Raw genomic sequence first — 24,345 nt, 5'->3', positions numbered from 1 at the left:
GCGCCCCAGGCACCGTCACCCGATCTCGACGCGCCCGCGCTCACCGCTCGTGCCTCGCGATCAGCTGCGCGTCTCATCCTCATCCGAGCGGATGTCGATCCGCCAACCGGTGAGCCGGGCGGCGAGCCGGGCGTTCTGACCCTCCTTGCCGATCGCCAGTGACAGCTGGAAGTCGGGCACGATCACCCGGGCCGACTTCGCCTCGGCGTCGACCACCTGCACGCTCGTCACCCGGGCCGGCGACAGCGCGTTGGCGACGAACTCGGACGGCTCCTCGGAGAAGTCGACGATGTCGATCTTCTCGCCGTGGAGCTCCGACATCACGTTGCGGACCCGTTGACCCATCGGACCGATGCACGAGCCCTTCGCGTTGACTCCGGAGGCCGAGGACCGAACCGCGATCTTGGTGCGGTGCCCGGCCTCGCGGGCGATCGCCGCGATCTCGACGGTGCCGTCGGCGATCTCTGGGACCTCCAGGGCGAACAGCTTCTTGACCAGGTTGGGGTGAGAGCGCGAGAGCGTGATCTGCGGGCCGCGCATGCCCTTGCGGACCGAGACGACCAGACACTTGATCCGCTCCCCGTGCTGGTAGCGCTCCCCCGGCACCCGCTCGCCGAGCGGCAGCAACGCCTCGAGCTTGCCGAGGTCGACCATCACGTCGTCGGGGTTGCGACCCTGCTGGATGACCCCGGAGATCAGGTCGCCCTCCTTGCCGGAGAACTCGCCGTACCGGATGTCGTCCTCGGCGTCGCGGAGCCGCTGCAGCATGATCTGCTTCGCGGTCGTGGCGGCGATCCGGCCGAAGCCCTCGGGGGTGTCGTCGTACTCACCGATCCGGTTGCCGTCGTCGTCGAGCTCCGCGGCGTACACGGTGACGTGCCCGCTCTTGCGGTCGAGCTCGACCCGGGCGTCCTCCACCGCGCCGGGGGTCTTGTGGTAGGCCGTGAGAAGCGCCTGCTCGATGGCTTCGACGAGGACCTCGAAGGAGATCTCCTTCTCCCGCTCGAGCGTGCGCAGGATCGTCAGGTCGATGTCCATGGCCTAGGGGTCCTTCCGGTTGAACTCGATCTGGACCAGGGCCTTGGCGATGGCGTCGTACTCCAGACGCCGGTGCGCGCCCGAGACGTCGAGGGTCACGCCGGTGTCGTCGCTCTCACCCACGCGGCCGGTGAGCTGGCTGCCGTCACGGAGGTTGGCGCGGACCAGCCGGTCGTGGTTGCGCCGCCAGTGACGCGGCTCGGTGAGCGGCCGGTCGACGCCCCGGGACGTGACCTCGAGGGTGTAGGCCTGCTCGCCCATCAGGTCGTCGTCGTCCAGCGTCTCGGACACCGCGCCGGTCGCCACGGCGATGTCGTCGAGCGTCACGCCGCCGTCCTTGTCCACGGCGACCCGCAGCAGAGGACGCTTGCCCGCGGGGGTGACCTCCACGGCTTCGAGGTCCAGGCCGAGCTCGGACAGCGGATCGCGGAGCGCATCGGTGATCCGGGAGCTGTCCGGACTGAACGGGCTCACGACGCGACCTCCTGTGCTGTTGTCGCTGCTCACGATAGCGGGTGCGGGACCGCTCGCCATCCCGCCGTACGACGGGTGGGAGCGTGCGCGGAAGCCGGTCGCCGAGCGGCCCGGAGATAGGGTCGCGAGCGTGTCGGGCTCCGGTGTGTCACGTCGCCTCGTGCTGCGGGCCGGCGGTGCCGCAGGCGCTCTCGGCGCCGGCCTCCTCGGCGGCTGCGACCTCGGTCCCGGGTCGGACTCGCAGCCGGTCGCGAGCCCGTCGCCCGACGCGGACCAACGCATCGTCGAGGCGGCTCGGGCGGAGCTGTCCACGCTGCTGGTGCGGCTGTCCGCGACCGGCGGCACTGCGTCGCTCGTCGCCTGCCATCGGGCCCAGCTGGCGGCCCTGCAGGGCCGAGCCCCGTCGCCCACCCGGACGGGCCGCCCGCTGAGGCCGGCGCAGGTGGTGACGCGGGAACGACGAGCGGCCGAGCGGTTCACGCATTGGGCGATCACCTGCCGGAACGGCGACCTGGCGCGCGTGCTCGCCTCGGTGGCGGCGGGCATCCGGATGCAGTCGGGGCTGCGGGAGGCGTCGTGAGCACGCCCTCCCCGCTCGAGGCGCTCCAGCGCACGCTGGCCGCGGAGCACGCCTCGATCTTCGTGCTCGGCGCGCTGGGTGGTCGCGCGTCGACGCTCTCCTCCGAGCCCCTCCGCTCCTCCCTCACCACGGCGTACGACGTGCACCTGCAGCGCCGCGACCGGCTGCGTGTGCTGGTGCGGTCCGCCGGCGCCGTCCCGGTGGCCGCGGAGCCGGCGTACCGGCTGCCCAGCCGGCTCACCACGGCCGCACAGATCAAGGCGGAGGCGCTCCGGGTGGAGCGGGGCTGCGCCACGACGTACGCCGCGCTGGTGGCGGCGACCGCGGGGGCGGATCGCCGCTGGGCCGTGGAAGCCCTGGTCGCCACTGCCGTCGGGGAGGCCGCCTTCGGCGGCCGGCCGGAGGCGCTGCCCGGCCTCGACACCTGACCGGAACAGAAGAAGGCCCCTGGCCCGGACGGGCCAGGGGCGGGACGCCTGGTGCCCCGAGGAATTCCCGAGACATTCCCCGAAGCACCGGGCGCCTGGCCAATTTGGGGGGAAATCGGCCCGGGTCAGAATCGAGGGGGGATGATCCATGACCCGTTGTGCACAATCATGCAACGCGCGCGCCGGGCGCGGGGATCGGTTCGTCCCTCATGTTTATGCAATGCCAAAACATGAAGTTCAAAGAGCCGCCAGGACGTCGGGGAGTTCGGACAGCGCTCGGACGACTCCGTCCGGCGTACCGTCCGTGTGCCCCGCCTGTGCCGACGGGATGGAGCTGAGGGGCACGTGGACCGCCCGCATGCCTGCCTGCTGGGCGCCCCAGACGTCGTCGAAGAGCCGATCTCCGACGTAGACGCAGCGAGCAGGGTCGGCGACGCCCACGGCGTCCATGGCCGCCCGGAACGCGAGGGGCGACGGCTTGGTCCACGGGATCTCGCTGGTGTAGACGTCGCCGTCGATCAGGTCGTACACGCCGTCGCGCTCGAAGAACCCGACGTGCCACTCGCGCGGCCAGATGGTGTTGGAGAGCACGCCCACCCGCAGCCCGTCCGCCCGCAGACGTTCGAAGAGCGGTCGCACCTCCGGGTCGGTGCGGGTGTGCGGCTCCCAGAACTCCCGGTACGCCGTCAGCAGCGCCGGGTCGTGGTCCAGTCCCGCCGCCTCGAACAGGTCGGCGATCGTGGCGCTCTGCTGGTGGTCGCGTGACCGGCCCCAGACGACGGTGCCCGCCTCGTGCAGCGCCGCCCGCGACCGCTCGGGATCGTGACCCGCCGTGGTCACGGCTGCCGCCAGCGCCAACGACTCCGCGTGGAAGTCGATGTCGTGCCAGCGGGTCAGCGTGCCGCCCCAGTCGAAGATCACCGCGTCGAGGTCCACGGGGACGACACTAGGGTGTGGTCGCGTGACCGGCCCCGGGGACGACTTCGACGGCGGGTGGGACAACCTGGTGACCCTGGTGGACAGCCGATGGGTTCACCGGAGCCCGCGCTTCCCGGACCGAGAGGCCCAGCTGCGCCGCGAGGCGGAGCTCCTCCCCTGGTTGGCGCCGCAGCTCCCGCTCCCCGTCCCCCTCCCGGAGGTGGTGTCGCAGCACCCGCTGACCGTCCGGTACGGCTACCTGCCCGGCGGTCCGTGCCCGGGCACGTCCGCGGCGCACGGAACGGCGATGGGCAGGTTCCTGAAGGCGCTGCACGCGGTCGACCCGGACCAGGCGGTGCGTCACGGCGCGCGGGACGCCGGATCCTGGCACGCCGAGCTGCAGGAGACCCTGGCGCGGATGGAGCGCGACGTGCTCCCGCTGCTGCCCGACGAGGTCGCCACGACCGGGCGCGACCTCCTGTCGCGGATGGGAGTGCAACCTGCACGGAGCGGTGTCGTGCACGGGGACCTCGGGCCCGAGCACATCCGGGTCGTCGGCGACCGCGTCGGCGGGGTCATCGACTGGGGCGACAGCTGCGTCGGCGACCCGGCCCTGGACCTCGCCTGGACGATGCTCGGCGCCTCCCCGGCCTTCGCCGACGCCCTGGCCGCGGCGTACGAGCCGGACGAGCAGACCCTTGCCCGGGGCCGCGACTGGCACCTCCTCGGTCCCTGGCACGAGGTTCTCTACGGCCTGGGTGAGGGCGGTCCCGCCTTCGTCGAGAGCGGCCTCGCCGGCACCGTCGCCCGCCTCCAGCGCTGACCCGGCTCGTCCCCACGCCCAGAAGTGCCGACCCGGCTCGTCCCGACGTCCTGAAGCGCCGACCCGGCTTCTGCCGACTGCGCACACGCGCCGGGTGAGCGCCCTCAGGCGTAGGCAAGAGCCGGGTCAGCGTCCTCAGGCGTAGGCAAGAGCCGGGTGAGCGCCCTCAGGCGTAGGCAAGAGCCGGGTCAGCGATTGGGGTCAGGAACGGGCGAGGCGGACCAGGTGGTTGACGACCTCGTCGACCGGGACGTCCTCGCGGTCGCCGGTACGCCGGTCGCGGACCTCGATCGTGCCCTCGGCCAGGTTGCGGCCGACGACGACGATCGTGGGGACGCCGATGATCTCCGCGTCCTTGAACTTCACGCCGGGGCTGACCTTCTCGCGGTCGTCGTAGAGCACGGTGACGCCGGAGCCGGCGAGCTCGGTGGCGATCCGGTCGGCGGCCGCGAAGGCCGCCTCGTCCTTGCCGGTCGCCACCAGGTGGACATCGGCCGGCGCGACGTTGCGCGGCCAGCAGAGCCCGAGCTCGTCCAGAGTGTTCTCGGCGATCGCAGCCACCGCGCGGGACGGCCCGATGCCGTAGGAGCCCATCGTCACCGTCACCAGCTTGCCGTTCTCGTCGAGCACCTGGAGTCCGAGTGCGTCGGCGAACTTCCTCCCGAGCTGGAAGATGTGGCCCATCTCGATGCCTCGGGCCGCCTCCAGGACCCCGTCACGACCTTCCACCACGCAGACCGGGCACGGGTCGCCCGCGCGCACGTCCGCCGCCTCGATCTCACCGTCGGCCGTGAAGTCGCGACCCGCCACCAGATCGAGGACGTGGCTGTTGTGCACGTCGGCGCCGGCCACCCAGCGGGTGCCCTGCACGATCCGAGGGTCGACCAGGAAGCGGATCTTGGAAGCGTTCGTCTCACCGAGCACGCCAGGGCCCATGTAGCCCTTGACCAGCTCGGGGTGACGGGCGAAGTCCTCGTCTCCGAAGGGACGGAACTCGGCGGGGTACACCGAGGCCTCGAGCCGCTTCTGGTCCACCTCGCGGTCGCCGGGGACGCCGATGGCGAGGTCCTCGGTGGTGCCGTCGGGGTGCGTGAGCACCATGAGCACGCTCTTCAGCGAGTCCGAGGCGACCCAGGGCCGGTCGTCGCGGGGGAAACGCTGGTTGAGCAAGGTCACCAGGGACTCGATCGTCGGCGTGTCAGGCGTGTCCTCGGCGTGCGCGGCGGGCGCGTCGTCGTACGACCGCGGAGGGGGTGCGGCGATGTGGACGGCCTCGACGTTCGCGGCGTAGTCGCATTGCGAGCACCGGACGTAGGTGTCCTCGCCGACCTCGGCCTTGGCCAGGAACTCCTCGGACTTCGAGCCGCCCATCGCTCCGGCGTGAGCTCGGACGATGACGTAGTCGAAGCCGAGCCGGTCGAAGATCCTGATGTAGGCGTCCCGGAACCGCCGGTACGACGCGTCCAGACCGGCGTCGTCGATGTCGAACGTGTAGGCGTCCTTCATCGTGAACTCGCGCCCCCGCAGCACCCCGGCCCGGGGACGGGCCTCGTCGCGGTACTTGGTCTGGATCTGGTAGATCGCCAGCGGCAGGTCCTTGTACGACGAGTAGAGGTCCTTCACGATCAACGTGAACATCTCCTCGTGCGTCGGGCCGAGGAGGTAGTCGGCGCCCTTGCGGTCCTTGAGCCGGAAGATGCTCTGCCCGTACTCGGTCCACCGCCCGCTCGCCTCGTAGGGGTCGCGGGGAAGCAGTGCGGGGAAGAGCAGCTCCTGTGCGCCGACCGCGTCCATCTCCTCGCGGACGATGGCCTCGATCCTGCGCAGCACCCGCAGCCCGAGCGGCAGCCAGGTGTAGATGCCGGGTGCGTTCCGCCGGATGTAGCCGGCGCGCACCAGCAGCTTGTGGCTCGGGACCTCCGCGTCCGCCGGGTCGTCGCGCAGGGTGCGCACGAAGAGGCTGGACATGCGGAGGACGGTGCTCATGCGCGCAAGCCTACGGTCGGCCGGTCCGGCCCGGCGATGCGGTTTCCCTCGCCCCTCTGGTGCCGGCGGCGCGCTCGGCCCAGGTCGTCCGGCGTACGGCGAGCCAGCACACGACGCCGCAGGCGGCGGCGACCAGTCCGATCAGGATGCCGGCCACGATGTCCTCGACGTGGTGGACGTGCGCGATCACCCGTGCCACCCCGACCAGGATGGCGAGTGCCAGGACTCCGAGGCCGGCGAGCCGGCGGTGAAACAGCACGAGGAAGGCAGTCACGCAGCCGACCGCGGTGTGGTCCGAGGGGAAGCCGTTGTCGGCCGGGTGGGAGAACCACGGGTGCAGCGACGGGTCGACGACGAACGGTCGCGGGTCGTCGTGGATGGCGCCGGCCAGCTTGACCAGGACCGCGACGGCGACCAGCCCGATCACCACCTGCACTGCGAGAGCGACCTTCTCCGGACGCGACATGGTCAGCCAGACCACGAGTGACAGGGCCGCCACCACATAGAGGCCAACCTGGGCGAACGAGCTGACAGCGGTGTGCACGCCGCCCATTGTGGTGGTCGAACCTGACCGGAATCTGAACGGCGCACTGAAACGCCAGGAGTCGGCCGACGAGGCCTCAGAACATGACGGTGGCGAACGTCCCGGACTGCCGGAACCCGACGCGGTCGTAGGCACGGCGGGCGGGCTCGTTCCAGATGTTGGCGTACAGCGACACCACCGGGGCGATGTCGCGCCGGCACGCCTCGACCACCGCGGCGACGCCGGCGGCGGCCAGTCCTTCTCCCCGCCGGTCGGGAGCGACCCACACGCCCTGGATCTGCGCGGCGTGCGGCGTCGCGTGGGCGACCTCGGCCTTGAACACGACCCGCCCGTCCTCGATCCGCGCGAACGACCAGCCCAGCCCGATCAGCTGCCGGACGCGCGACCGGTAGATCGGCGCTCCCCCCTCGGCCTGGGGGTCGACGCCGACCTCCTCGGTGTACATCGCGACGCAGGCCGGGTAGAGCACCGCGAAGTCGTCCGGCGTGGTCCGTCGTACGCCGGGGTCCGGCGCGATCAGGGGCGGCTCGGCCAGCTCCATGTGCGGCTGGTCCCAACGCGTCTCGCGTGCGGGTCCCCACGCCTCGGACAGGCAGTCCCAGAGCGGCCAGACCTGCTCCTGCGGACCGACGACCGTCACCACCGACCGTGGCCGGGTCAGGGCGCGCTCCGCGAACGCCCGCGCGTCGTCGGCCGTGCACTCCACCGGCACCAGGTTGGCCCCGACGTGGCAGCCCGCCACCAGCCGGCCGCCGTCGTACCGTCCCCAGATCTCGCCGGCGAGAAGCCGCGGCTCGAGGCTGGTGCTGCGCGCGCGGTACTCCGCGAACGCGTTCACGACCGGGCTCCGGCCGGTGAGCTCGAGGAAGTCCGGCAGGTCTGCGGGCCCGAGCACGCTCACTCCCTGGCGCGCGCGGAACCTGGACAGGGTCACGTCATGGAGCCTACGCGGGTTGCGCTCTCCGGTGGAGGCTCGGAAGAGCCATCATCCGTCGTTGTAGACGTCGACGCCGAAGACGTGCGTGACGGTCCGGGCGTAGCCGAGACGGCGCAGTCCGAACAGGTCCTCGATGGAGCCGAGCAGCGAGTAGTGGTTGTACGCGCGCGTGCTCGTGGTGCCGGGCGCGACGTACGGCGAGATGACCAGGGCTCCGATCCGCCCGCCGCCGTGGCCGTCGATCCCGGGCTGGGCGGCGTTCGGGCCGGGTCCCTCGCCGCAGCAGGCCCGCGAGTCCTCGCGGACGCCCTCGGACTCGTCGGCCGTGATGACCAGCATCCCGTTCGCCCGGTACGCCGGTGACTGGAGGATCTTCGGGATCCATGTCCGGAACCAGCGGTTGGCGGCGCGCAGCCCGCCCGGACCGCCGTCAGCGCACCGGGCGTCGTGGGCGTCGTGGCACAGGTCGGGGGTGATGTAGCTCAGCGTGCGGGTGGTGGACCGCCTGCGGAGGTCGGTGCCGAGCGCCGACAGCGGCTTCACGTGCGCCCGGCAGTACGACGGACGCGACGTGATCGACCGGAAGTACACGAACGGGTTGTGCCGCGTCGCGTACTGCTCACGCGGGGTGGCCTTCACCCAGCGCTCCTGGGATCCGAGCCGGGAGTGCTGACACGGCTCGGCCATGTCCTGCATGTAGCCCCGCCAGCTGAGTCCGGCGGCCACCAGCTGGCCGGGCAGGGTGCCGACCTTCCTCGGGTAGACGCAGCCGTTGCCGACCACCTGTCCCGGCGATCGCACCGGCTGCGTCTCCGTGAAGCGCGAGTACACCGGGCAGTCGTGCTGGGTCGCGTAGTCCGGCCCCTGCCCGGAGATCTGAGCGAGGTAGTTGCCCAGACTGTGGTGCGCCGTGCCGTAGTACTGCGTGAGCAGCACGCCCTTGGCGCGCAGCGTCCGGGCGAGGTACGGCGCAGCCGAGTCCGGGCCCCAGGTCGTGCGGAAGCCCTTGTTCTCGATGTTGACCACGAACACGTGCCCGATCGCCGGCGACGTCTGCCGCGCCGCCGTGGTCCGGGCCGCCACGTCCGACGAGGGTGAGGACGTCCCCGGGTGGGTGAGTGTCAGCACGACGGCGAGTGCGACCAGCGTCGTACCGGCGATCCCGAGAAAGGTGGCGCGGCGGCGCCCACCGACCGAGGAGGACACTCAGCCGACCGTGACCGACGCCTCGGCGCCGTCCACCGGCTCCATCCCCTCGGCGATCCGCATCGCCTCCTCGATCAGCGTCTCCACGATCTGCGACTCCGGCACGGTCTTGATCACCTCGCCCTTGACGAAGATCTGGCCCTTCCCGTTGCCGGAGGCGACGCCGAGATCGGCCTCGCGGGCCTCGCCGGGGCCGTTGACGACGCACCCCATCACCGCGACACGCAGCGGGACCTCGAGCCCCTCGAGCCCGGCGGTGACGGAGTCGGCGAGCTTGTAGACGTCGACCTGGGCCCGCCCGCACGACGGGCAGGACACGATCTCGAGCCGGCGCGGCCGGAGGTTGAGCGACTCCAGGATCTGGATGCCGACCTTGACCTCCTCGACCGGCGGCGCCGAGAGCGAGACCCGGATCGTGTCGCCGATGCCGCGGCTGAGCAGCGAGCCGAACGCCGTCGCCGACTTGATCGTGCCCTGGAACGCCGGTCCGGCCTCGGTCACGCCGAGGTGCAGCGGCCAGTCGCCTTTCTCGGCGAGCAGCTCGTACGCGCGGACCATGACCACGGGGTCGTGGTGCTTGACCGAGATCTTGAAGTCGTGGAAGTCGTGCTCCTCGAAGAGGCTCGCCTCCCAGACGGCGCTCTCGACGAGCGCCTCGGGGGTCGCCTTGCCGTACTTCTCCAGCAGCCGCTTGTCGAGGCTGCCGGCGTTGACGCCGATCCGGATCGAGGTGCCGTGGTCCTTGGCCGCCTGGGCGATCTCCTTGACCTGGTCGTCGAACTTGCGGATGTTCCCCGGGTTCACCCGGACGGCGGCACACCCGGCCTCGATCGCGGCGAAGACGTACTTCGGCTGGAAGTGGATGTCGGCGATGACCGGGATCTGGGAGTGCTGGGCGATCTCCGGAAGCGCGTCGGCGTCGTCCTGGCTCGGGCAGGCGACGCGCACGATGTCGCAGCCGGACGCGGTCAGCTCGGCGATCTGCTGGAGCGTGGTGTTGACGTCCGCAGTCAGGGTCGTGGCCATCGACTGCACCGAGATCGGGTAGTCGCTGCCCACCCCGACCTTGCCGACCTTGATCTGGCGGGTCTGGCGACGCGGGGCGAGCACGGGCGGGGGCGCCTCGGGCATCCCCAGACTGACGGCGGTCATATCACCAGGTTAGGCGCTGGACGCACGATCTCCCGACTCGGCGAGGTCACGAGACCTGCACCGGGACCACGAGGTCGCCCACGATCAGCACCACGCCCATGACCAGGAGGAAGCTGGCGACGACGTACGCGACAGGAAGGAGCTTGGCGACGTCGACGTACCCGGGGTCGGGCCGGCGCCGCAGCCGGGCGAGCGCCCGGCGGGACGCCTCCCACAACGCGCCCGCGATGTGGCCGCCGTCCAGGGGCAGGAGCGGGACGAAGTTGAACAGCCCGATGAAGAAGTTGAACCCTGCGACCAGACCGAGCAGGCTGACCAGCTTCTCCTTGAGCGGGAAGTCCTGCGCCGAGGCCGTCTCGCCGGCGATCCGGCCGCCGCCGACGACGCTGACCGGGCTGTCCGCGGCACGCGGCTTCACGCCGGCGATCGCCTCGGCGACGCCCCAGACCTTCACCGGCAGCGTGGCCAGGGCCTGGCCGGACTCCTTCGCGAGCCAGCCCATCTGCCGAACCGTGTAGATCGGGCCGCCGGTGGTGTAGGTGACGGTCGGCGAGACGCCGAGGAAGCCGACCGGCGTCAGCTGGCTCGGGTGCTGCTCGTCGGTCGGTCGCGGGGTGACCATGGTGTTCGTGTGCAGGGTGAGCTGCCGGCCGTCGCGCTCGACGACGATCGTGGCGGCGCCGTTCCGGTTGCCGCGGATCAGGTCCTGCACGTCGGTCCAGTCGTGGATCGGTGTGCCGTTGAAGGACACGAACCGGTCGCCCGCCTGGAGCCCGGCCCGCTTGGCGGGGCTCACCGGGTCGCCGGGACGGCACACCCGGCCGTCCTCGGCGGCAGGGACCACGCACCCCTCGACCTTGCTCACGGTCGGGTGCAGCGTCTCGTCGGCCGGGTTGCCGTACGTCGCGAACAGGCCGCCGAAGATCACGAACGCGATCAACAGGTTCACCGTCGGGCCGCCGGCCATCACCACGACCTTCTTCCACCACGCCATCCGGTAGAAGAGCCGGTGCTCGTCGGCGGCGGTGATGGTCTCCCACTCGGCCGCACGAGCGTCGGAGATCAGCTGGGTGAAGAGTCCGGTGTTCGACCTGCGCACGGTGACGACACGGTTGCCGTCGGCGTCGTACTCGACCTTGCCCTCGTGCTCCTTGTCGGGCGGGAGCATCCCGACGATCTTCACGTAGCCACCGACCGGGATCGCCTTGACGCCGTACTCGGTCTCGCCCTTCGTCCGGCTCCACACGGTGGGGCCGAAGCCGATGAAGTACTGCGTCACCTTCCCGCCGAACGCCTTGGCCGGGATCATGTGACCCATCTCGTGCAGCCCGATCGAGACCAGGATCGCGACCACGAAGGCCACGACTCCGAGGACGTACAGCAGGGCGGTCATCTGCGTCCTTCGATCAGGCGGGAGGCCTCGTCGCGGGCCCAGGCATCAGCCGCCAGGACGTCGTCGAGGGTCAGTGCTGTCTCCGAGGGTACGTCGTGCGACCCGAGCACGTGGGCAACCGTGTCGATGATCTCCACGAATCCCAGCCGCCCGTGTCGGAACGCCTCGACGGCGACCTCGTTCGCAGCGTTGTAGACCGCGGGCGCGGTGCCTCCGGTGGCGCCCGCCTCGCGGGCGAGCCCGACGGCGGGGAAGGCCTCGTCGTCCAAGGGGAAGAACTCCCAGGTGTTGACCTGCGTCCAGTCCACCGGCGGGGCGGTGTCGGGGACCCGGTCGGGCCAGGCCAGGCCGAGCGCGATCGGGATCAGCATGGTCGGCGGGCCGGCCTGCGCCAGTGTCGAGCCGTCGACGAACTCGACCATCGAGTGCACGACGCTCGTCGGGTGGACGACCACCTCGATCCGCTCGTAGGGGATGCCGAACAGCAGGTGGGCCTCGATCACCTCGAGCCCCTTGTTCACCAGGTTGGCGGAGTTGATCGTGACGACCGGCCCCATGTCCCACGTCGGATGGGCCAAGGCCTGCGCGACGGTGACGTCGAGCAGCTCGTCGCGTGTGCGCCCCCGGAACGGGCCGCCCGACGCGGTGAGCACGAGCCGGCGTACCTCCTCGGCCGTGCCGCCGCGCAGGCACTGCGCCAGCGCCGAGTGCTCGGAGTCGACCGGCACGATCTGGCCGGGCTTGGCCCGCTCGAGCACGAGGGGGCCGCCCATGATCAGTGACTCCTTGTTGGCCAGGGCCAAGGTGTTGCCGGCGTCCAGCGCGGCGAGCGTCGCGCTCAGGCCCACCGCGCCAGTGATCCCGTTGAGGACGAGGTCGCACTGCTGGGACGCGGCCTCCGCCGACGCGTCCGCGCCGAGCCCGCTGTACGCCGGCGCGAACTCCGCGACCTGCGCCTCGAAGAGTTCCGGCTGACTCCCGCCCGCCGTCAGCCCGACCACCCGGAACCGGTCGGGGTTCGCCCGCACGATGTCGAGGGACTGGGTGCCGATCGAGCCGGTGGAGCCGAGCACGACGACGTCACGGCGCCGGGTCTCAGCGGAGGTCATGACGACATTGTCCACCGACGGCGGATTCCGCGAGACTGCTCGGCATGCTCGAGCGCCGCGCCCTCGTACGTCGTCCGTCACCCCGCCTCGCCGAGGGGCTGGTGACCCACGTCGAGCGGCAACCCGTGAACGCCGATCTGGCCCTGCGGCAGTGGTCGGCGTACGTCGACGCGCTCCACTCCGCCGGGTGGGAGACGATCGAGGTGCCACCGGTGGACGACTGCCCCGACGGGGTCTTCGTCGAGGACACCGTGGTCATGTACGGCGACCGCGCCGTCATCACCCGGCCGGGCGCCGACGAGCGGAAGCCGGAGACGGCAGCGGTCGCCGAACTGCTGGGCGCGCTGGGGTACGACGTCGTCGCGATCGAGGCGCCGGGCACGCTCGACGGCGGCGACGTGCTCAAGCACGAAGGCACGGTGTGGGTCGGGCTCGGCGGCCGGACCAACCGGGCCGGCGTCGAGCAGCTGACGGCGTACCTCGAGCCGTTCGGCGCGCGCGTCGTGCCGGTGCCGCTCAGCAAGGTGTTGCACCTGAAGTCGGCGGTCACGGCGCTGCCGGACGGGACCGTGATCGGCTACGAGCCGCTGGTCGACGACCCGGACGTCTGGCCGTCGTTCCTGGGTGTTCCCGAGGAGTCCGGCTCGCACGTCGTACTGCTCGGCGAGGACACCGTCCTGATGAGCGCCGACGCCCCCGACAGCCGGAAGCTGTTCGAGGAGCGCGGCCTCGACGTCGCCGTGGTGGACATCGGCGAGTTCATCAAGCTCGAGGGCTGCGTCACCTGCCTGTCGGTGCGGCTCCGGCACACGCCCTGAGCCCGCTCGGCACTGGGGCTCAGTCGGTGAAGGCGCAGAACTCGTTGCCGGCCGGGTCCGCCAGCACCGTCCAGCCGATCCCACCGTCACCCTTCGCGCGGAGGACGGTCGCGCCGTGGCCGAGGAGCGCGTCGAGGTCGTCGGTGGAGACGTCGATGTGGATGCGGTTCTTGGCCGTCTTCGGCTCGGGGACGCCGCTGAAGTCGAAGGAGTCCCACACACACTCGGGGATGTCCTGCACCCAGGAGAACCCCTCCTCCTCGTTGTCCCCCACAACACCTCCCACCACCTCACACCACCAGGCCGCGAGGTCGTGGCTCTGCGTACCCTCGGCGCAGTCCCAGCCCAGCTCGTAGGCGCGCTTCTCGATCGGCTCTTCGCGGGGGAAGACGCAGTGCTCCTGACCGTCCGGATCGAGCATCACGGTCCATCGCGGGAGCGCCTGGAACACCTGCGCCCCGGCGTCGAGCGCGCGCTGCACCGACTCGGCGTTCACGTCGATGTGCACGCGGTTCTTCACCGACCGCGGCTCCGGTACGACGTTCAGCCAGACCTGCGTCCGGTCCGCGTCGTCGCGGAGGCGGCCGTCCCCGTCGTCGTCCATCTCCAGGCGCCAGCCGAGCATCGTCGACCAGTAATCGCCCGACGCCCGGGCGTCGGAGACGTCGATGCAGAGACCGAGGTATCGGGCAAGGGACATGCTGCGGAGTGTGCCAGAGCGGACCGGTGCCGCTCACCACCGTTCCCCGTCCCGACCACGGAATCCGTGGTCCATCCCGTCGAGGGCCGTGGAATCCGCACTCGGCGGCACCGTAGGCTGCGCGCATGAGCACCACGGTCGCCGGAGCGCCCCTCGTTCAGCAGCGCAACCTCGTCACCGAGATCCCAGGTCCGCGCTCTGTCGAGAAGCTCGCCCGGAAGCGGCAGTTCGTTGCGGACGGAGTCGCGAACACGCTGCCGGTGTTCGTCGAGGCGGCCGGTGGCGGCGTACTCCGCGACGCCGACGGCAACACCCTGATCGACCTCGGCTCCGGCATCGCCGTCACCACGGTCGGCAACGCGGCGGCCGAGGTGGTCGCACGGGTGCAGGAACAGGTCGCGGCGTTCACGCACACCTGCTTCATGGTCACGCCGTACGACGGCTATGTGGACGTGGCGGCCGCGCTCGCGGAGCTGACTCCCGGCGACCACGCCACGAAGTCCGCGCTGTTCAACTCCGGCGCCGAGGCGGTCGAGAACGCCGTCAAGATCGCCCGCGTCGCGACCGGAAAGGACGCGGTCGCGGTGTTCGACCACGCCTACCACGGGCGCACGAACCTGACGATGGCCATGACCGCCAAGAACATGCCGTACAAGAACGGCTTCGGTCCGTTCGCCGGCGAGGTCTACCGTGCGCCGATGTCCTATCCGTTCCGCGAGACGGCCGGTGTCAAGGGCGAGGACGCGGCGCTGCGCGCGATCGACCAGCTCGAGAAGCAGGTCGGCGCCCAGAACCTGGCCTGCCTGGTGATCGAGCCGATCCTCGGCGAGGGCGGCTTCGTCGTACCGGCCGACGGGTTCCTGCCGACGCTCTCGACCTGGTGTCGCGAGAACGGAGTGCTGTTCGTCGCCGACGAGATCCAGTCCGGCTTCTGCCGCACGGGCGACTGGTTCGCCTGCGACCACGAGGGCGTCGTGCCCGACCTGATCACCACCGCCAAGGGCATCGCCGGCGGCCTGCCGCTCGCCGCCGTCACCGGTCGCGCCGAGGTGATGGACGCCGTGCACGCCGGCGGGCTGGGCGGGACGTACGGCGGCAACCCGGTCGCCTGCGCCGCCGCGCTCGGAGCCATCGAGGCGATGCGGACCCACGACCTGCCCGCCCGCGCCCGAGCCGTCGAGGCACTGATCCGGCGCCGCCTCGAGGCGATCGCCGCCGACCACCCGGTGATCGGTGACATCCGCGGCCGCGGCGCGATGATGGCGATCGAGCTGGCCCGGCCGGGCACCCTCGACCCGGACGCCGCGCGCGCCGCCGCGGTCGCGGCGTACTGCCATGCCCACGGTGTCGTCGTCCTGACCTGCGGCACCTGGGGCAACGTGTTCCGCTTCCTCCCGCCGCTGTCGATCAGCGACGACCTGCTCGAGGACGCCTTCGACGTGGTGGCCGAGGCCTTCGCCGCCACCGCCTGACCTGGCGCAGGTCGTGTGACCGACTCTGGACGGTTCATCACGCTGGGTGGTCGAACCGGCACTTGGCCGGCGGAACTCATCTGGCCCAGAGACCATTCGTCTACCCGACGTGATGAACCGTCGCGGACCGCCCCCTTGAACGCCGTGTAATGATGTAATCATGATTACAGACGAAGCGCTGGAGCGGGTGCGTGGCTGGTTCTCCGGCCGGCTCCCGGAGGACTGGCAGGCCTCTCCCGCCGACATCAGCGTCGACCGCGACGAGATCGTGGTCACCCTCACCCTGCCCGACGTCGAGGCCGGTGGCAGCGACGCCGAGACCACGGAGGCTCGCGCGGGACGTGCGAGCGCCTTCCGCGAGGACACCCGCGAGCAGCGGATGGCGATCGCCCGCGAGGCCCAGCGTCGGTACGAGCGGACGGTCAGCTGGGGTGTCCGCATCGGCGACCACCAGCAGTTGTTCACCCATCTCGCCGCGCCGACCATGACTCGCCTGCGGCAGCCGCAGCGGCAGGTGCTCGACACCCTGGTCGACGCCGGCGTCGCCCGCTCCCGTGCGGACGCACTGGCCTGGTGCGTGCGCCTGGTGGCGCAGCACGAGGACGACTGGCTCACCGAGCTCCGCGAGGCCATGGGCCAGGTCGCCGAGGTCCGGAAGAAGGGTCCCGCCGCCTGAGCCGGCATCCAGGCCCAGGGCTCGGAATGTCCAGCGCGTCAGGAGACGTTGCGCCCGGGTGACGTCTCCCGCGCTGTCCGTGCTCGACCTCGTTCCCGTGCGCACCGCCCAGACCACCGGCCAGGCGCTCGCCGCGACCCGGTCGCTGGCGCGGGTGGCCGACGATCTGGGGTACCGCCGTTACTGGCTGGCCGAGCACCACAACATGCCGGCCGTGGCCGCGACCAACCCTCCTGTCCTGGTCGCGATGGTCGCCGCGGCGACGGAGCGGATCCGCGTGGGTTCCGGCGGCGTGATGCTCCCCAACCACGCCCCACTGGTCGTCGCGGAGCAGTTCGCGCTGCTGGAGGCGGCGTACCCCGGCCGGATCGACCTCGGCATCGGCCGCGCGCCCGGCACCGATCCGCTGACCAGCTTCGCGCTCCGGCACGGTGCCGGCGGCGTCACCGACGACGCCGTCGGCCAGTTCCCGCGGTACGTCGAGGACGTCGTCGCGATGATGTCCCCCGACGGCGTCGCGATGCAGGTGGCCGGCAGGGTGCAGGCGCTACGCGCCACGCCCCGTGCTGCGTCCTCCGCCGAGCTGTGGCTGCTGGGATCCTCGGACTTCTCCGCTCGCCTGGCCGCCGAGCGAGGGCTCCCCTACGTCTTCGCGCATCACTTCTCCGGTCGCGGCACCGCGGAGGCGCTCGAGCTCTACCGCTCCGGCTACCAGCCGTCGGAGCGCTATCCCGAGCCGCGCACCTTTCTCACCGTCAACGCCGTCGTCGCGGAGACCCAGGACGAGGCCAGGCGGCGTGCCCTGCCCAACCTGCTGACCATGGTCGCCCTGCGCACCGGCCAGCCGCTGTCCGCCCAGCCCACGATCGACGAGGCCGAGGCCCGCGGGGTGCCCGACGAGCACCGGGCTCTTGCCGAGCAGATGAACGCCCGCTGGGTCGTGGGCACCCCCGAGGAGGCCGCGAAGCAGGTCACCGACCTCGCCACGAGGTACGACGTCGACGAGGTGATGCTGCACCCGATCGCCGGGGCGTACGCCGAGACGCCCGCCGACCGCTCGCCGTATCGCGAAGAGACGCTGCGCCTGCTCGCCGGGGCGCTCTGAGCCGGTCCGGATCTCGCCGGAGGTCGGGTACCGCAGTTTGTAACGCTCCGTTATTGCCGCGTGGTTATTGCCGCGTGCGGATGGCTCGCTTGTAACGCTCCGTTATCAGCGCAGAGGCGCCCGCGCAGCGGCGCCTCTGCGCTGATAACAGGGCGTTACAAGCAGCTACGGCCCCCGGCGGCCGGGACAGTCAGTGTGCGGCGCCGGCCGCACCCGACGCCACATCTCCGGAGAGCCGTTGGGCGAGGTAGATCGGGACCGCCGAGACCAGGACCAGCACCGCCGCGACCACGTTGACGACCGGCGCCTGGTTGGGGCGGAACAGGTTCTGGAAGATCCAGATCGGCAGCGTCTGCTCCTGAGGTCCGGCGGTGAACGTCGTCACCACGATCTCGTCGAAGGAGAGCCCGAAGGACAGCAACGCGCCGGCCAGCAGCGCGGACCGCATCATCGGGAACGTCACCAGCCGGAACGTCGTGAACGGGCCGGCGCCCAGGTCGGCCGACGCCTGCTCCAGGGAGGGTCCGAGGCGTTGCAGCCGCGCCTGCACGTTGTTGAAGACGGTCACGATGCAGAAGGTCGCGTGCGCGACCACGATGGTGAAGAAGCCCAGCTCCAGCCCGAGCATCGTGCGGAACGCGTTGTTGAGCGCGATGCCGGTGACGATGCCGGGCAACGCGATCGGCAGGACGATCAGCAACGACACGACGTTGCGGCCGAAGAAGCGGGTACGTCGCAGCGCGAGACCGGCCATCGTGCCCAGGGTCAGCGCCACGGCGGTGGCGAGCAGTGCCACCTCGATGCTGACCAGCAGCGCGTCGCGGGCCCCCGAGCTGTGGGCCGCAACGTCCCACCAATGGAGGGTGAGCCCCGGTGGGGGCCACGTGAACGTGCGGTCGACGTTGAAGGAGTTGAGGATCACCAGGGCCAGCGGCACGTAGACCACCAGCAGCACGACGCAGGTCAGCACCCGCAGCACGGCTTTGAGCCGTCCGTCGATGACCATGGCTAGAGGCTCTCCAGGGCACCGGTGCGGCGTACGGCGGCGAGGTAGACCAGCATCACGACCACGGGCACGGTCGCGAACGCCGCGGCGAAGGGCAGGTTGTTGGCCGACCCGACGTTCGCGTAGACCACGGTGCCGATCAGCTGCCCGGCCCCGCCCACGATGGTGACCGCGATGTAGTCGCCCAGCGACAGCGAGAACGTGAAGATCGAGCCGGCGACCACGGCCGGGAAGGCCATCGGCAGCACCACCCGTCGCAGGGTCGTCCACGACCCGGCCCCGAGGTCGCCCGACGCCTCGAAGAGCGAGTCGGGCACGCGCTCCAGCCCCGCGTAGATCGGCAGGATCATGTAGGGCAGCCAGAGATAAGCCAGGGTGACCGTCGTGGCGGCCAGGCCGTACCCGGGCGAGTGGATGCCGAGCGGCGTGCCGAGCCAGTCGATCAGGCCGCCCTGCGAGAACATCCCGCGCCACGCATAGGCCTTCACCAGGTACGACGCCCACAGGGGCATCAGCACGGCGATCACCAGGAGTCGCTGCATCCGGGGCGAGGCGACCTTCGCCATGTAGAGGGCGATCGGGAACGCCAGCACGGCATCGATGACCGTCACCAGCGCCGCGATCCCGATCGTGCGGAACGCGATCGTGCGGTAGACCGGGATCCCCCAGAGCTGCCGGTAGTTGTCGAGCGACCAGATCCTCTCGATGTCCCCGGTGAAGTCGTTCTGCGACCACAGAGACGTGACGAACAGCGCCGCGAGGGCGGCGAGGTAGGCAACCCCGAGCCACAACATCGGCGGGAGCAGCAGCAGTCCCGTGCGCAGGCCGGCGGAGCGGCCCAGCACCGACCCCCGCCGGGGCTTCGTCGCCCGGGCGGGGGTCGGCCGCGTCGTCGTGGTGGTGGCCACAGAGGAGCTACCCCTTGATCTCGGTCCAGGACTGGGTCCATTGGCCGTAGTCGGTGCACGTGGTGTCCGTGCGTCCGTCCAGGCACTGGGAGATCGGCGTCGTCCAGTACCAGATCTTGTTGGCGAACGCCTGGTCGGTGACGTGGTAGGCCTTACAGAAGGCCTTCCCGGTCAGCGCGCACGCCTGACCGTTGGCCGGTGCCTCACCGAAGTACTGCGCGACCTCCGACTGCGGCTTCGGCTCGGTGATGTAGGACATCCAGGCGTAGGCGCAGTTCGGGTGCTGGGCCTTCGCGGAGATCATCCACGTGTCGGACCAGCCCGTCGCCCCCTCGGTCGGCAGGACCGCCTTGACCGGCACCTTCTCGCCGGCCGCGACCTGCTGGATGACCTCCCACGTCGTGCCGATCACCGAGTCGCCGGTCTTGAAGGCCTGCACCTCCTTGAGATAGTCCGACCAGTACTCCGAGATGTTCTGCCGCTGGTCCTTCAGCAGCGACACTGCAGCGTCCAGCTGCTTCTGGTCCAGGGCGTAGGGGTTCTTGATGCCCAGGTCCGGCTGGGTCTTCATCAGGTACAGGGCGGCGTCCGCGATGTAGATCGGGGAGTCGTACGCCGTGACGTGACCCTTGTACTGCGAGGCGTCGGTGAACACCGCGCCCCAGCTGGTCGGTGCGGGGTGGACCTTCTGGGTGTTGTACATCAGCAGGTTCGCGCCCCACCCGTGCGGGACGCCATACATCTGGCCGTTGACGCTGTTCCAGGACCGGTCCTTCAGGAACGGCTCGATCTGGGAGTAGTCCTTGATCAGGTCGGTGTTGACCGGGGCGACGTCGCCGCCGGCGATCAGCCGCAGTGACGCGTCCCCCGACGCCGACACGACGTCGTACCCGCCGGTCTTGATCAGGTTGACCGCCTCGTCCGAGGTGCCGAAGTACTTCACGTTGGCCTGGCAGCCGGTCTGCTTCTCGAACGGCGTCACCCAGTCGACCTTGGGGTCGTTGGAGCCGTCCTCGGCGTAGCCCGGCCAGGCGAGGATGTTGACCTTGCCCTCCATCTGGCCCAGCGACTTCTGCATCGGGACGTCGGGCGGGGTGAAGCCGCTCTTGCCCGGCGCTGCGGTGTTGCTCGACCCCGCCGACGTGCCGCAGCCGGCCACGAGGGCCAGCGCCGCGACGCCGAGCAGGGCACCGAGCCTGCGTGTTCTCCTGCTGGTCATGCTGTCTCCTCGGTTTTCTCGGTCCCTCCCGAGAGTGAGATCAGTGAGTCGCGGTGGAGCACCACCGCGACGAGCCGGTCGGACGCCTCGAGCGGAGGCTCCGAGGCGTTACCGGCGTTGGGTCGCGAAACGGTGAGCGTGGCTCCGTCCTCGAGCGCGACGATGGCGTGGGTGGTCGGGCCCAGGTAGACGACCTCGGTCACCCGGCCGGGCAGGCTGAGCTCCCCGGGAGCTCCGGAGGTCCCGGCAGGGACCACGCGCAGCCGCTCCGGGCGTACGGCGTACTCCCCCGGCGTGCCGAGCAGCTGGCGCGCGGTCTCGGCGCGCAGCCGGTTCGACGTACCGACGAAGCCCGCGACGAACGAGCTGGCCGGGCGCTCGTACAGCTCCACGGGGGTCGCGACCTGCTCGACCCGGCCCTCGCGGAACACTGCGACCCGGTCGCTCATCGAGAGCGCCTCCTCCTGGTCGTGGGTCACGAACACGAACGTGATGCCCACGTCGCGCTGGATCTGCTTGAGCTCCAGCTGCATCTCCCGGCGCAGCTTGAGGTCCAGGGCCCCGAGCGGCTCGTCGAGCAGCAGCACCTTCGGCCGGTTCACCAGTGCGCGGGCGAGCGCGACCCGCTGCCGCTGCCCGCCGGACAGCTGGGTCGGGCGGCGCCTGCCGTAGCCCTCCAGCCGCACCGCGGCGAGCGCCTCCTCGGCCCGGCGACGCCGCTGCCTGCGGTCCACCTTCTTCACGCGCAGGCCGTACTCGACGTTCGAGAGCACGTCCATGTGCGGGAAGATCGCGTAGTCCTGGAAGACGGTGTTCACGTCGCGCCGGTGCGGCGGGAGCTCCGTGACGTCCTGGTCGCCGAGCAGGATCCGGCCCCTGGTCGGCCGCTCGAACCCGGCGATCATCCGCAGCACGGTGGTCTTGCCCGAGCCCGACGGGCCGAGCATCGAGAAGAACTCCCCGTCGGCGATGTCGAGGTCGAGGTCCTCGACGGCGTGCACGTCACCGAAGTGCTTGGTCAGCCCCTGGGCGGTGACGGCTGCCATCTCAGGTGCTCATCTCGCGGCGCCCCCACGGTGCGCCGCACTCGGTGAGCAGGTCGAGGAACGGTACGGCGTCGAAGGCCTCGGGCCCGAGCACTCCCGCACCCTTCCAGGTGCCGTTGGCCAGGAGCTCCAGGGCGATCACCGGGTTGATCGCGGTCTGCCAGACCACGCACTGGTGGCCGTACTCGCGCATCGACCACTCGTTGTCGACCACGTGGTAGTAGTACGTCGACCGCGGCGCACCGTCCTTGTCCTTCCCGGTGACCCAGAGCCCCGCGCACGTCTTGCCCGTCATCCGGGGGCCCACCGTGGCCGGGTCCGGCAGCACGGCTGCGACGACGTCGCGCGGACTGACGTCACAATGCCCACCAGAAGCGGCCTTCACCCGGACGTTCTCGGTGCGGTCGAGGCCGAGCGTGTGCAGCACCTTGAGGATGGTGATGAACTCGTCGCCCAGGCCGTACTTGAAGGTCGCCCGCTTGCAGTCGAGCCAGCGCGGCATGAGCAGCACTTCCTCGTGCTCGACGTTCACGCACTCGACGGGTCCGATGCCCTCCGGGAAGTCGAAGACCTCCGGCTCACTGAACGGCTCCGTCGTGTGCCAGCCGCCCTGCCCGGACTCGTCGACGGCCCAGACCACCGGTGGGTTCAGACACTCCTCGATCGTGGTCCACATCGAGAACGACGGCGCGAAGATCTCGTTCCCGTCGTCGTCGGTCACCACCAGGTTGGCGCCGTCACGCGTGCCGAGCTCGTCGATCTCGGAGAAGTCGTGGTCCGCGGCGTACCTCGCGAAGACGTCGGACAGCCCCGGCTCGACACCGATGCCGACGAGCGCCAGGCGCCCGGCCGTCTCCCACCGATCGGCGACTGCGAACTGCTCGTCACCGAGCTTCACGCCGGTCTTCCGGTACGGCGCCTCCGGGTGCGGACGTGACAGCGACATCGCCATGTCGAGGTAGTCCGCGCCGGCGGCGAACGCTCCCTCGAAGACCGACATGTTGAACACGGGGTCCACCGCGTTCATCACGTGCGTGATGTCGTGCCGCCGGCACAGTGCGGTCACCGCCTCGGCGCTCGACGCGTCGATCTGGGCCGCGACGTACCGATGGTCCGCCGCCGCCTTCTCGGCCCGCGCCCGGTCGTAGTCGGCGACCACGACCTGCTCGAAGAAGTCGCGGCGCGCAGCGATCGCCGCGAAGGCGCCGCCGACGCCCCCGGCGCCGACCAGCAGGATCCTCACGCAGCCCTCACTGCCCGACATAGGACATCACGTGCTTGATGCGCGTGTAGTCCTCGAGGCCGTACATGGACAGGTCCTTGCCGTAGCCCGAGTGCTTGAAGCCTCCGTGCGGCATCTCGGAGACGAACGGGATGTGGGTGTTGATCCAGACCACGCCGAAGTCCAGGTGCTTCGACATCCGCAGCGCCCGTCCGTGGTCCTTGGTCCAGACGCTCGAGGCCAGGCCGTACTCGACGCCGTTCGCCCACCGCAGCGCCTCGGCCTCGTCGGTGAACTTCTGGACCGTGATCACCGGTCCGAAGATCTCGGTCTGGATCTGCTCGTCGTCCTGCTGGAGCCCGGCGAGCACGGTGGGCTCGTAGAAGTACCCGGTGCTTCCCTGGCGGTGACCGCCGATCTCGACGGTCGCATGGTCGGGGAGCTGGTCGACCATCCCGGTGACCCGCGCGAGCTGGTTCTCGTTGTTGAGGGCTCCGTAGAGCACGTCCTCGTCATCGGGAAGCCCGGTCCTGGTGTTCTTGGCCTGCTCGGTGATCGCGGCCACGAACTCGTCGTGCACCCCGGGACCGGCCAGCACGCGAGTGGCGGCGGTGCAGTCCTGACCGGCGTTGAAGTAGCCCGCGACGGCGATCCCCTCGGCCGCCCTCTCGATGTCCGCGTCGTCGAAGACGATCACCGGAGCCTTCCCGCCGAGCTCGAGGTGGACGCGCTTGAGGTCGGTGGCGGCAGAGCCGGCGACCTCCATCCCCGCCCGCACCGATCCGGTGATCGCGACCATCTGCGGCGTCTTGTGCTCGACCAGCCGCCGGCCGGTGTCGCGGTCCCCGCAGACGACGTTCAGGACGCCCGGCGGCAGGAACTCCTGGCAGATCTCGGCCAGCAGCGTCGAGCTCGCGGGCGTCGTGTCGCTGGGCTTGAGGACGATCGTGTTGCCACCGGCCAGGGCCGGGGCGATCTTCCAGATCATCATCATCAGCGGGTAGTTCCACGGCGTCACCTGCCCGACGACACCGACCGGCTCGCGCCGGATCCACGACGTGTGGTCGGCCATGTACTCGCCGGCCGACCGGCCCTCCAGCACCCGGGCGGCGCCGGCGAAGAACTTGAAGTGGTCGGAGGCGTACGGCATCTCCTCGGACATCGTCAGGCCGAGCGGCTTTCCGGTGTCCTTGCATTCGACCGCGTTGATCTCCTCGACGCGTTCCTCGATGGCCTGCGCGATCTTCAGCATCGCGTTGCCCCGGTCCTGCGGGGTGGTCTCCCCCCACGACTCGAAGGCCGCCGCCGCGGCGGCGTACGCCCGATCGACGTCCTCGGCCCCGGACATCGGCGCCCGCGCGTACACCTCGCCGGTCGTCGGGTCGACGATGTCGTAAGTCTCCCCGGACACGCTGTCGACGAGCTGGCCGTTGACGACGTTCTTGAAGATCTGGTCTGCCATGGAGCCGCAGCGTAGCCGGATCTTCTGCGGATTCGACAGTGGTGCGGCGCCTCGGCTACGGATTCCGTGCATCGGAAGCCGATGATCCGGGTGGATCCGGCCCTGGGACCCGGGGTGGCGGAC

General features: G+C 70.6%; 24 protein-coding genes. 7 read left to right on the top strand and 17 right to left on the bottom strand.

Annotated elements, in window-relative coordinates:
• Positions 1–60 precede the first annotated feature (60 nt).
• Positions 61–1,038, bottom strand: a complete 978-nt coding sequence (gene nusA, locus VGK78_RS18365) for a transcription termination factor NusA (RefSeq protein WP_331529175.1) — start codon at positions 1,036–1,038, stop codon at positions 61–63.
• A 3-nt stretch (positions 1,039–1,041) separates the two neighbouring features.
• Positions 1,042–1,512, bottom strand: a complete 471-nt coding sequence (rimP, locus tag VGK78_RS18360) for a ribosome maturation factor RimP (RefSeq protein WP_331529174.1) — start codon at positions 1,510–1,512, stop codon at positions 1,042–1,044.
• A gap of 19 nt (positions 1,513–1,531) precedes the next feature.
• On the opposite strand from rimP, the gene VGK78_RS18355 reads away from it, so the two are divergent.
• The gene (locus tag VGK78_RS18355) at positions 1,532–2,092 is read left to right on the top strand and encodes a hypothetical protein (protein WP_331529173.1); all 561 of its coding nucleotides are present in this window, start codon (positions 1,532–1,534) and stop codon (positions 2,090–2,092) included.
• Positions 2,089–2,520: a DUF4439 domain-containing protein gene (locus tag VGK78_RS18350; RefSeq protein WP_331529172.1), complete on the top strand. Its 432-nt coding sequence runs from the start codon at positions 2,089–2,091 to the stop codon at positions 2,518–2,520. The genes VGK78_RS18355 and VGK78_RS18350 overlap by 4 nt, the downstream gene beginning before the upstream one ends.
• 237 nt (positions 2,521–2,757) lie before the next feature.
• On the opposite strand, the gene VGK78_RS18345 is transcribed toward VGK78_RS18350, so the two are convergent.
• Positions 2,758–3,456, bottom strand: coding sequence for an HAD family hydrolase (locus VGK78_RS18345; protein WP_331529171.1), 699 nt, complete (start codon positions 3,454–3,456; stop codon positions 2,758–2,760).
• Between the two features lie 25 nt (positions 3,457–3,481).
• Between VGK78_RS18345 and VGK78_RS18340 the strand changes: the two genes are divergently transcribed.
• Complete coding sequence (locus tag VGK78_RS18340) at positions 3,482–4,261, top strand: phosphotransferase family protein (protein ID WP_331529170.1); 780 nt, start codon at positions 3,482–3,484, stop codon at positions 4,259–4,261.
• 201 nt (positions 4,262–4,462) lie between these two features.
• On the opposite strand, the gene VGK78_RS18335 is transcribed toward VGK78_RS18340, so the two are convergent.
• The 7 genes from VGK78_RS18335 to dxr form a co-directional block, all read right to left on the bottom strand.
• Positions 4,463–6,247, bottom strand: coding sequence for a proline--tRNA ligase (locus VGK78_RS18335; RefSeq protein ID WP_331529169.1), 1,785 nt, complete (start codon positions 6,245–6,247; stop codon positions 4,463–4,465).
• A 10-nt stretch (positions 6,248–6,257) separates the two neighbouring features.
• Entirely contained in the window at positions 6,258–6,791 is a 534-nt protein-coding gene (locus tag VGK78_RS18330) for a phosphatase PAP2 family protein (protein WP_331529168.1), read from the bottom strand.
• 76 nt (positions 6,792–6,867) lie between these two features.
• The gene (locus VGK78_RS18325) at positions 6,868–7,725 is read right to left on the bottom strand and encodes a DUF4081 domain-containing protein (RefSeq protein ID WP_331529167.1); all 858 of its coding nucleotides are present in this window, start codon (positions 7,723–7,725) and stop codon (positions 6,868–6,870) included.
• Between the two features lie 51 nt (positions 7,726–7,776).
• Positions 7,777–8,934 (bottom strand): alkaline phosphatase family protein, encoded by a 1,158-nt coding sequence (locus VGK78_RS18320; RefSeq protein ID WP_331529166.1) that lies wholly within the window; start codon positions 8,932–8,934, stop codon positions 7,777–7,779.
• Positions 8,935–10,086, bottom strand: a complete 1,152-nt coding sequence (ispG, locus tag VGK78_RS18315; protein WP_331529165.1) for a flavodoxin-dependent (E)-4-hydroxy-3-methylbut-2-enyl-diphosphate synthase — start codon at positions 10,084–10,086, stop codon at positions 8,935–8,937.
• Positions 10,087–10,132: 46 nt separating this feature from the next.
• On the bottom strand, positions 10,133–11,479 hold the full coding sequence (locus VGK78_RS18310; RefSeq protein ID WP_331529164.1) for a site-2 protease family protein: 1,347 nt from the start codon (positions 11,477–11,479) through the stop codon (positions 10,133–10,135).
• Entirely contained in the window at positions 11,476–12,588 is a 1,113-nt protein-coding gene (gene dxr / locus VGK78_RS18305; RefSeq protein ID WP_331529163.1) for a 1-deoxy-D-xylulose-5-phosphate reductoisomerase, read from the bottom strand. The genes VGK78_RS18310 and dxr overlap by 4 nt, the downstream gene beginning before the upstream one ends.
• A gap of 44 nt (positions 12,589–12,632) precedes the next feature.
• On the opposite strand from dxr, the gene ddaH reads away from it, so the two are divergent.
• Complete coding sequence (gene ddaH, locus VGK78_RS18300; protein WP_331529162.1) at positions 12,633–13,406, top strand: dimethylargininase; 774 nt, start codon at positions 12,633–12,635, stop codon at positions 13,404–13,406.
• Positions 13,407–13,425: 19 nt separating this feature from the next.
• Here the strand turns inward: ddaH and VGK78_RS18295 are convergent, their stop codons facing one another.
• The gene (locus VGK78_RS18295; RefSeq protein ID WP_331529161.1) at positions 13,426–14,106 is read right to left on the bottom strand and encodes a VOC family protein; all 681 of its coding nucleotides are present in this window, start codon (positions 14,104–14,106) and stop codon (positions 13,426–13,428) included.
• Between the two features lie 125 nt (positions 14,107–14,231).
• Between VGK78_RS18295 and gabT the strand changes: the two genes are divergently transcribed.
• The 3 genes from gabT to VGK78_RS18280 all read left to right on the top strand — a co-directional run bounded on the left by gabT (position 14,232) and on the right by VGK78_RS18280 (position 17,359).
• Positions 14,232–15,578: a 4-aminobutyrate--2-oxoglutarate transaminase gene (gene gabT / locus VGK78_RS18290; protein WP_331529160.1), complete on the top strand. Its 1,347-nt coding sequence runs from the start codon at positions 14,232–14,234 to the stop codon at positions 15,576–15,578.
• Positions 15,579–15,738: 160 nt separating this feature from the next.
• Entirely contained in the window at positions 15,739–16,254 is a 516-nt protein-coding gene (locus VGK78_RS18285) for a hypothetical protein (protein WP_331529159.1), read from the top strand.
• A gap of 58 nt (positions 16,255–16,312) precedes the next feature.
• Positions 16,313–17,359: an LLM class flavin-dependent oxidoreductase gene (locus VGK78_RS18280; RefSeq protein ID WP_331529158.1), complete on the top strand. Its 1,047-nt coding sequence runs from the start codon at positions 16,313–16,315 to the stop codon at positions 17,357–17,359.
• A 190-nt stretch (positions 17,360–17,549) separates the two neighbouring features.
• On the opposite strand, the gene VGK78_RS18275 is transcribed toward VGK78_RS18280, so the two are convergent.
• Genes VGK78_RS18275 through VGK78_RS18250 form a run of 6 tightly spaced genes read right to left on the bottom strand, consistent with a single transcriptional unit; the run spans position 17,550 to position 24,222 of the window.
• Positions 17,550–18,365 (bottom strand): ABC transporter permease, encoded by an 816-nt coding sequence (locus VGK78_RS18275; RefSeq protein WP_331529157.1) that lies wholly within the window; start codon positions 18,363–18,365, stop codon positions 17,550–17,552.
• Positions 18,366–18,367: 2 nt separating this feature from the next.
• A complete protein-coding gene (locus tag VGK78_RS18270) occupies positions 18,368–19,273 on the bottom strand; it encodes an ABC transporter permease (protein ID WP_331529156.1) in 906 nt (301 codons plus the stop codon).
• Between the two features lie 7 nt (positions 19,274–19,280).
• A complete protein-coding gene (locus VGK78_RS18265; RefSeq protein ID WP_331529155.1) occupies positions 19,281–20,492 on the bottom strand; it encodes an ABC transporter substrate-binding protein in 1,212 nt (403 codons plus the stop codon).
• Positions 20,489–21,538: an ABC transporter ATP-binding protein gene (locus VGK78_RS18260; protein ID WP_331529154.1), complete on the bottom strand. Its 1,050-nt coding sequence runs from the start codon at positions 21,536–21,538 to the stop codon at positions 20,489–20,491. The genes VGK78_RS18265 and VGK78_RS18260 overlap by 4 nt, the downstream gene beginning before the upstream one ends.
• A 1-nt stretch (position 21,539) precedes the next feature.
• Complete coding sequence (locus VGK78_RS18255) at positions 21,540–22,781, bottom strand: saccharopine dehydrogenase family protein (protein ID WP_331529153.1); 1,242 nt, start codon at positions 22,779–22,781, stop codon at positions 21,540–21,542.
• A gap of 7 nt (positions 22,782–22,788) precedes the next feature.
• Complete coding sequence (locus VGK78_RS18250) at positions 22,789–24,222, bottom strand: gamma-aminobutyraldehyde dehydrogenase (protein WP_331529152.1); 1,434 nt, start codon at positions 24,220–24,222, stop codon at positions 22,789–22,791.
• Positions 24,223–24,345 lie beyond the last annotated feature (123 nt).

It is taken from the genome of Nocardioides sp., assembly GCF_036503465.1.
Lineage (GTDB): Bacteria > Actinomycetota > Actinomycetes > Propionibacteriales > Nocardioidaceae > Nocardioides.
The sequence above is the reverse complement of the archived record's forward strand: the minus strand, read 5'-3'. Positions and strand labels throughout refer to the sequence as shown.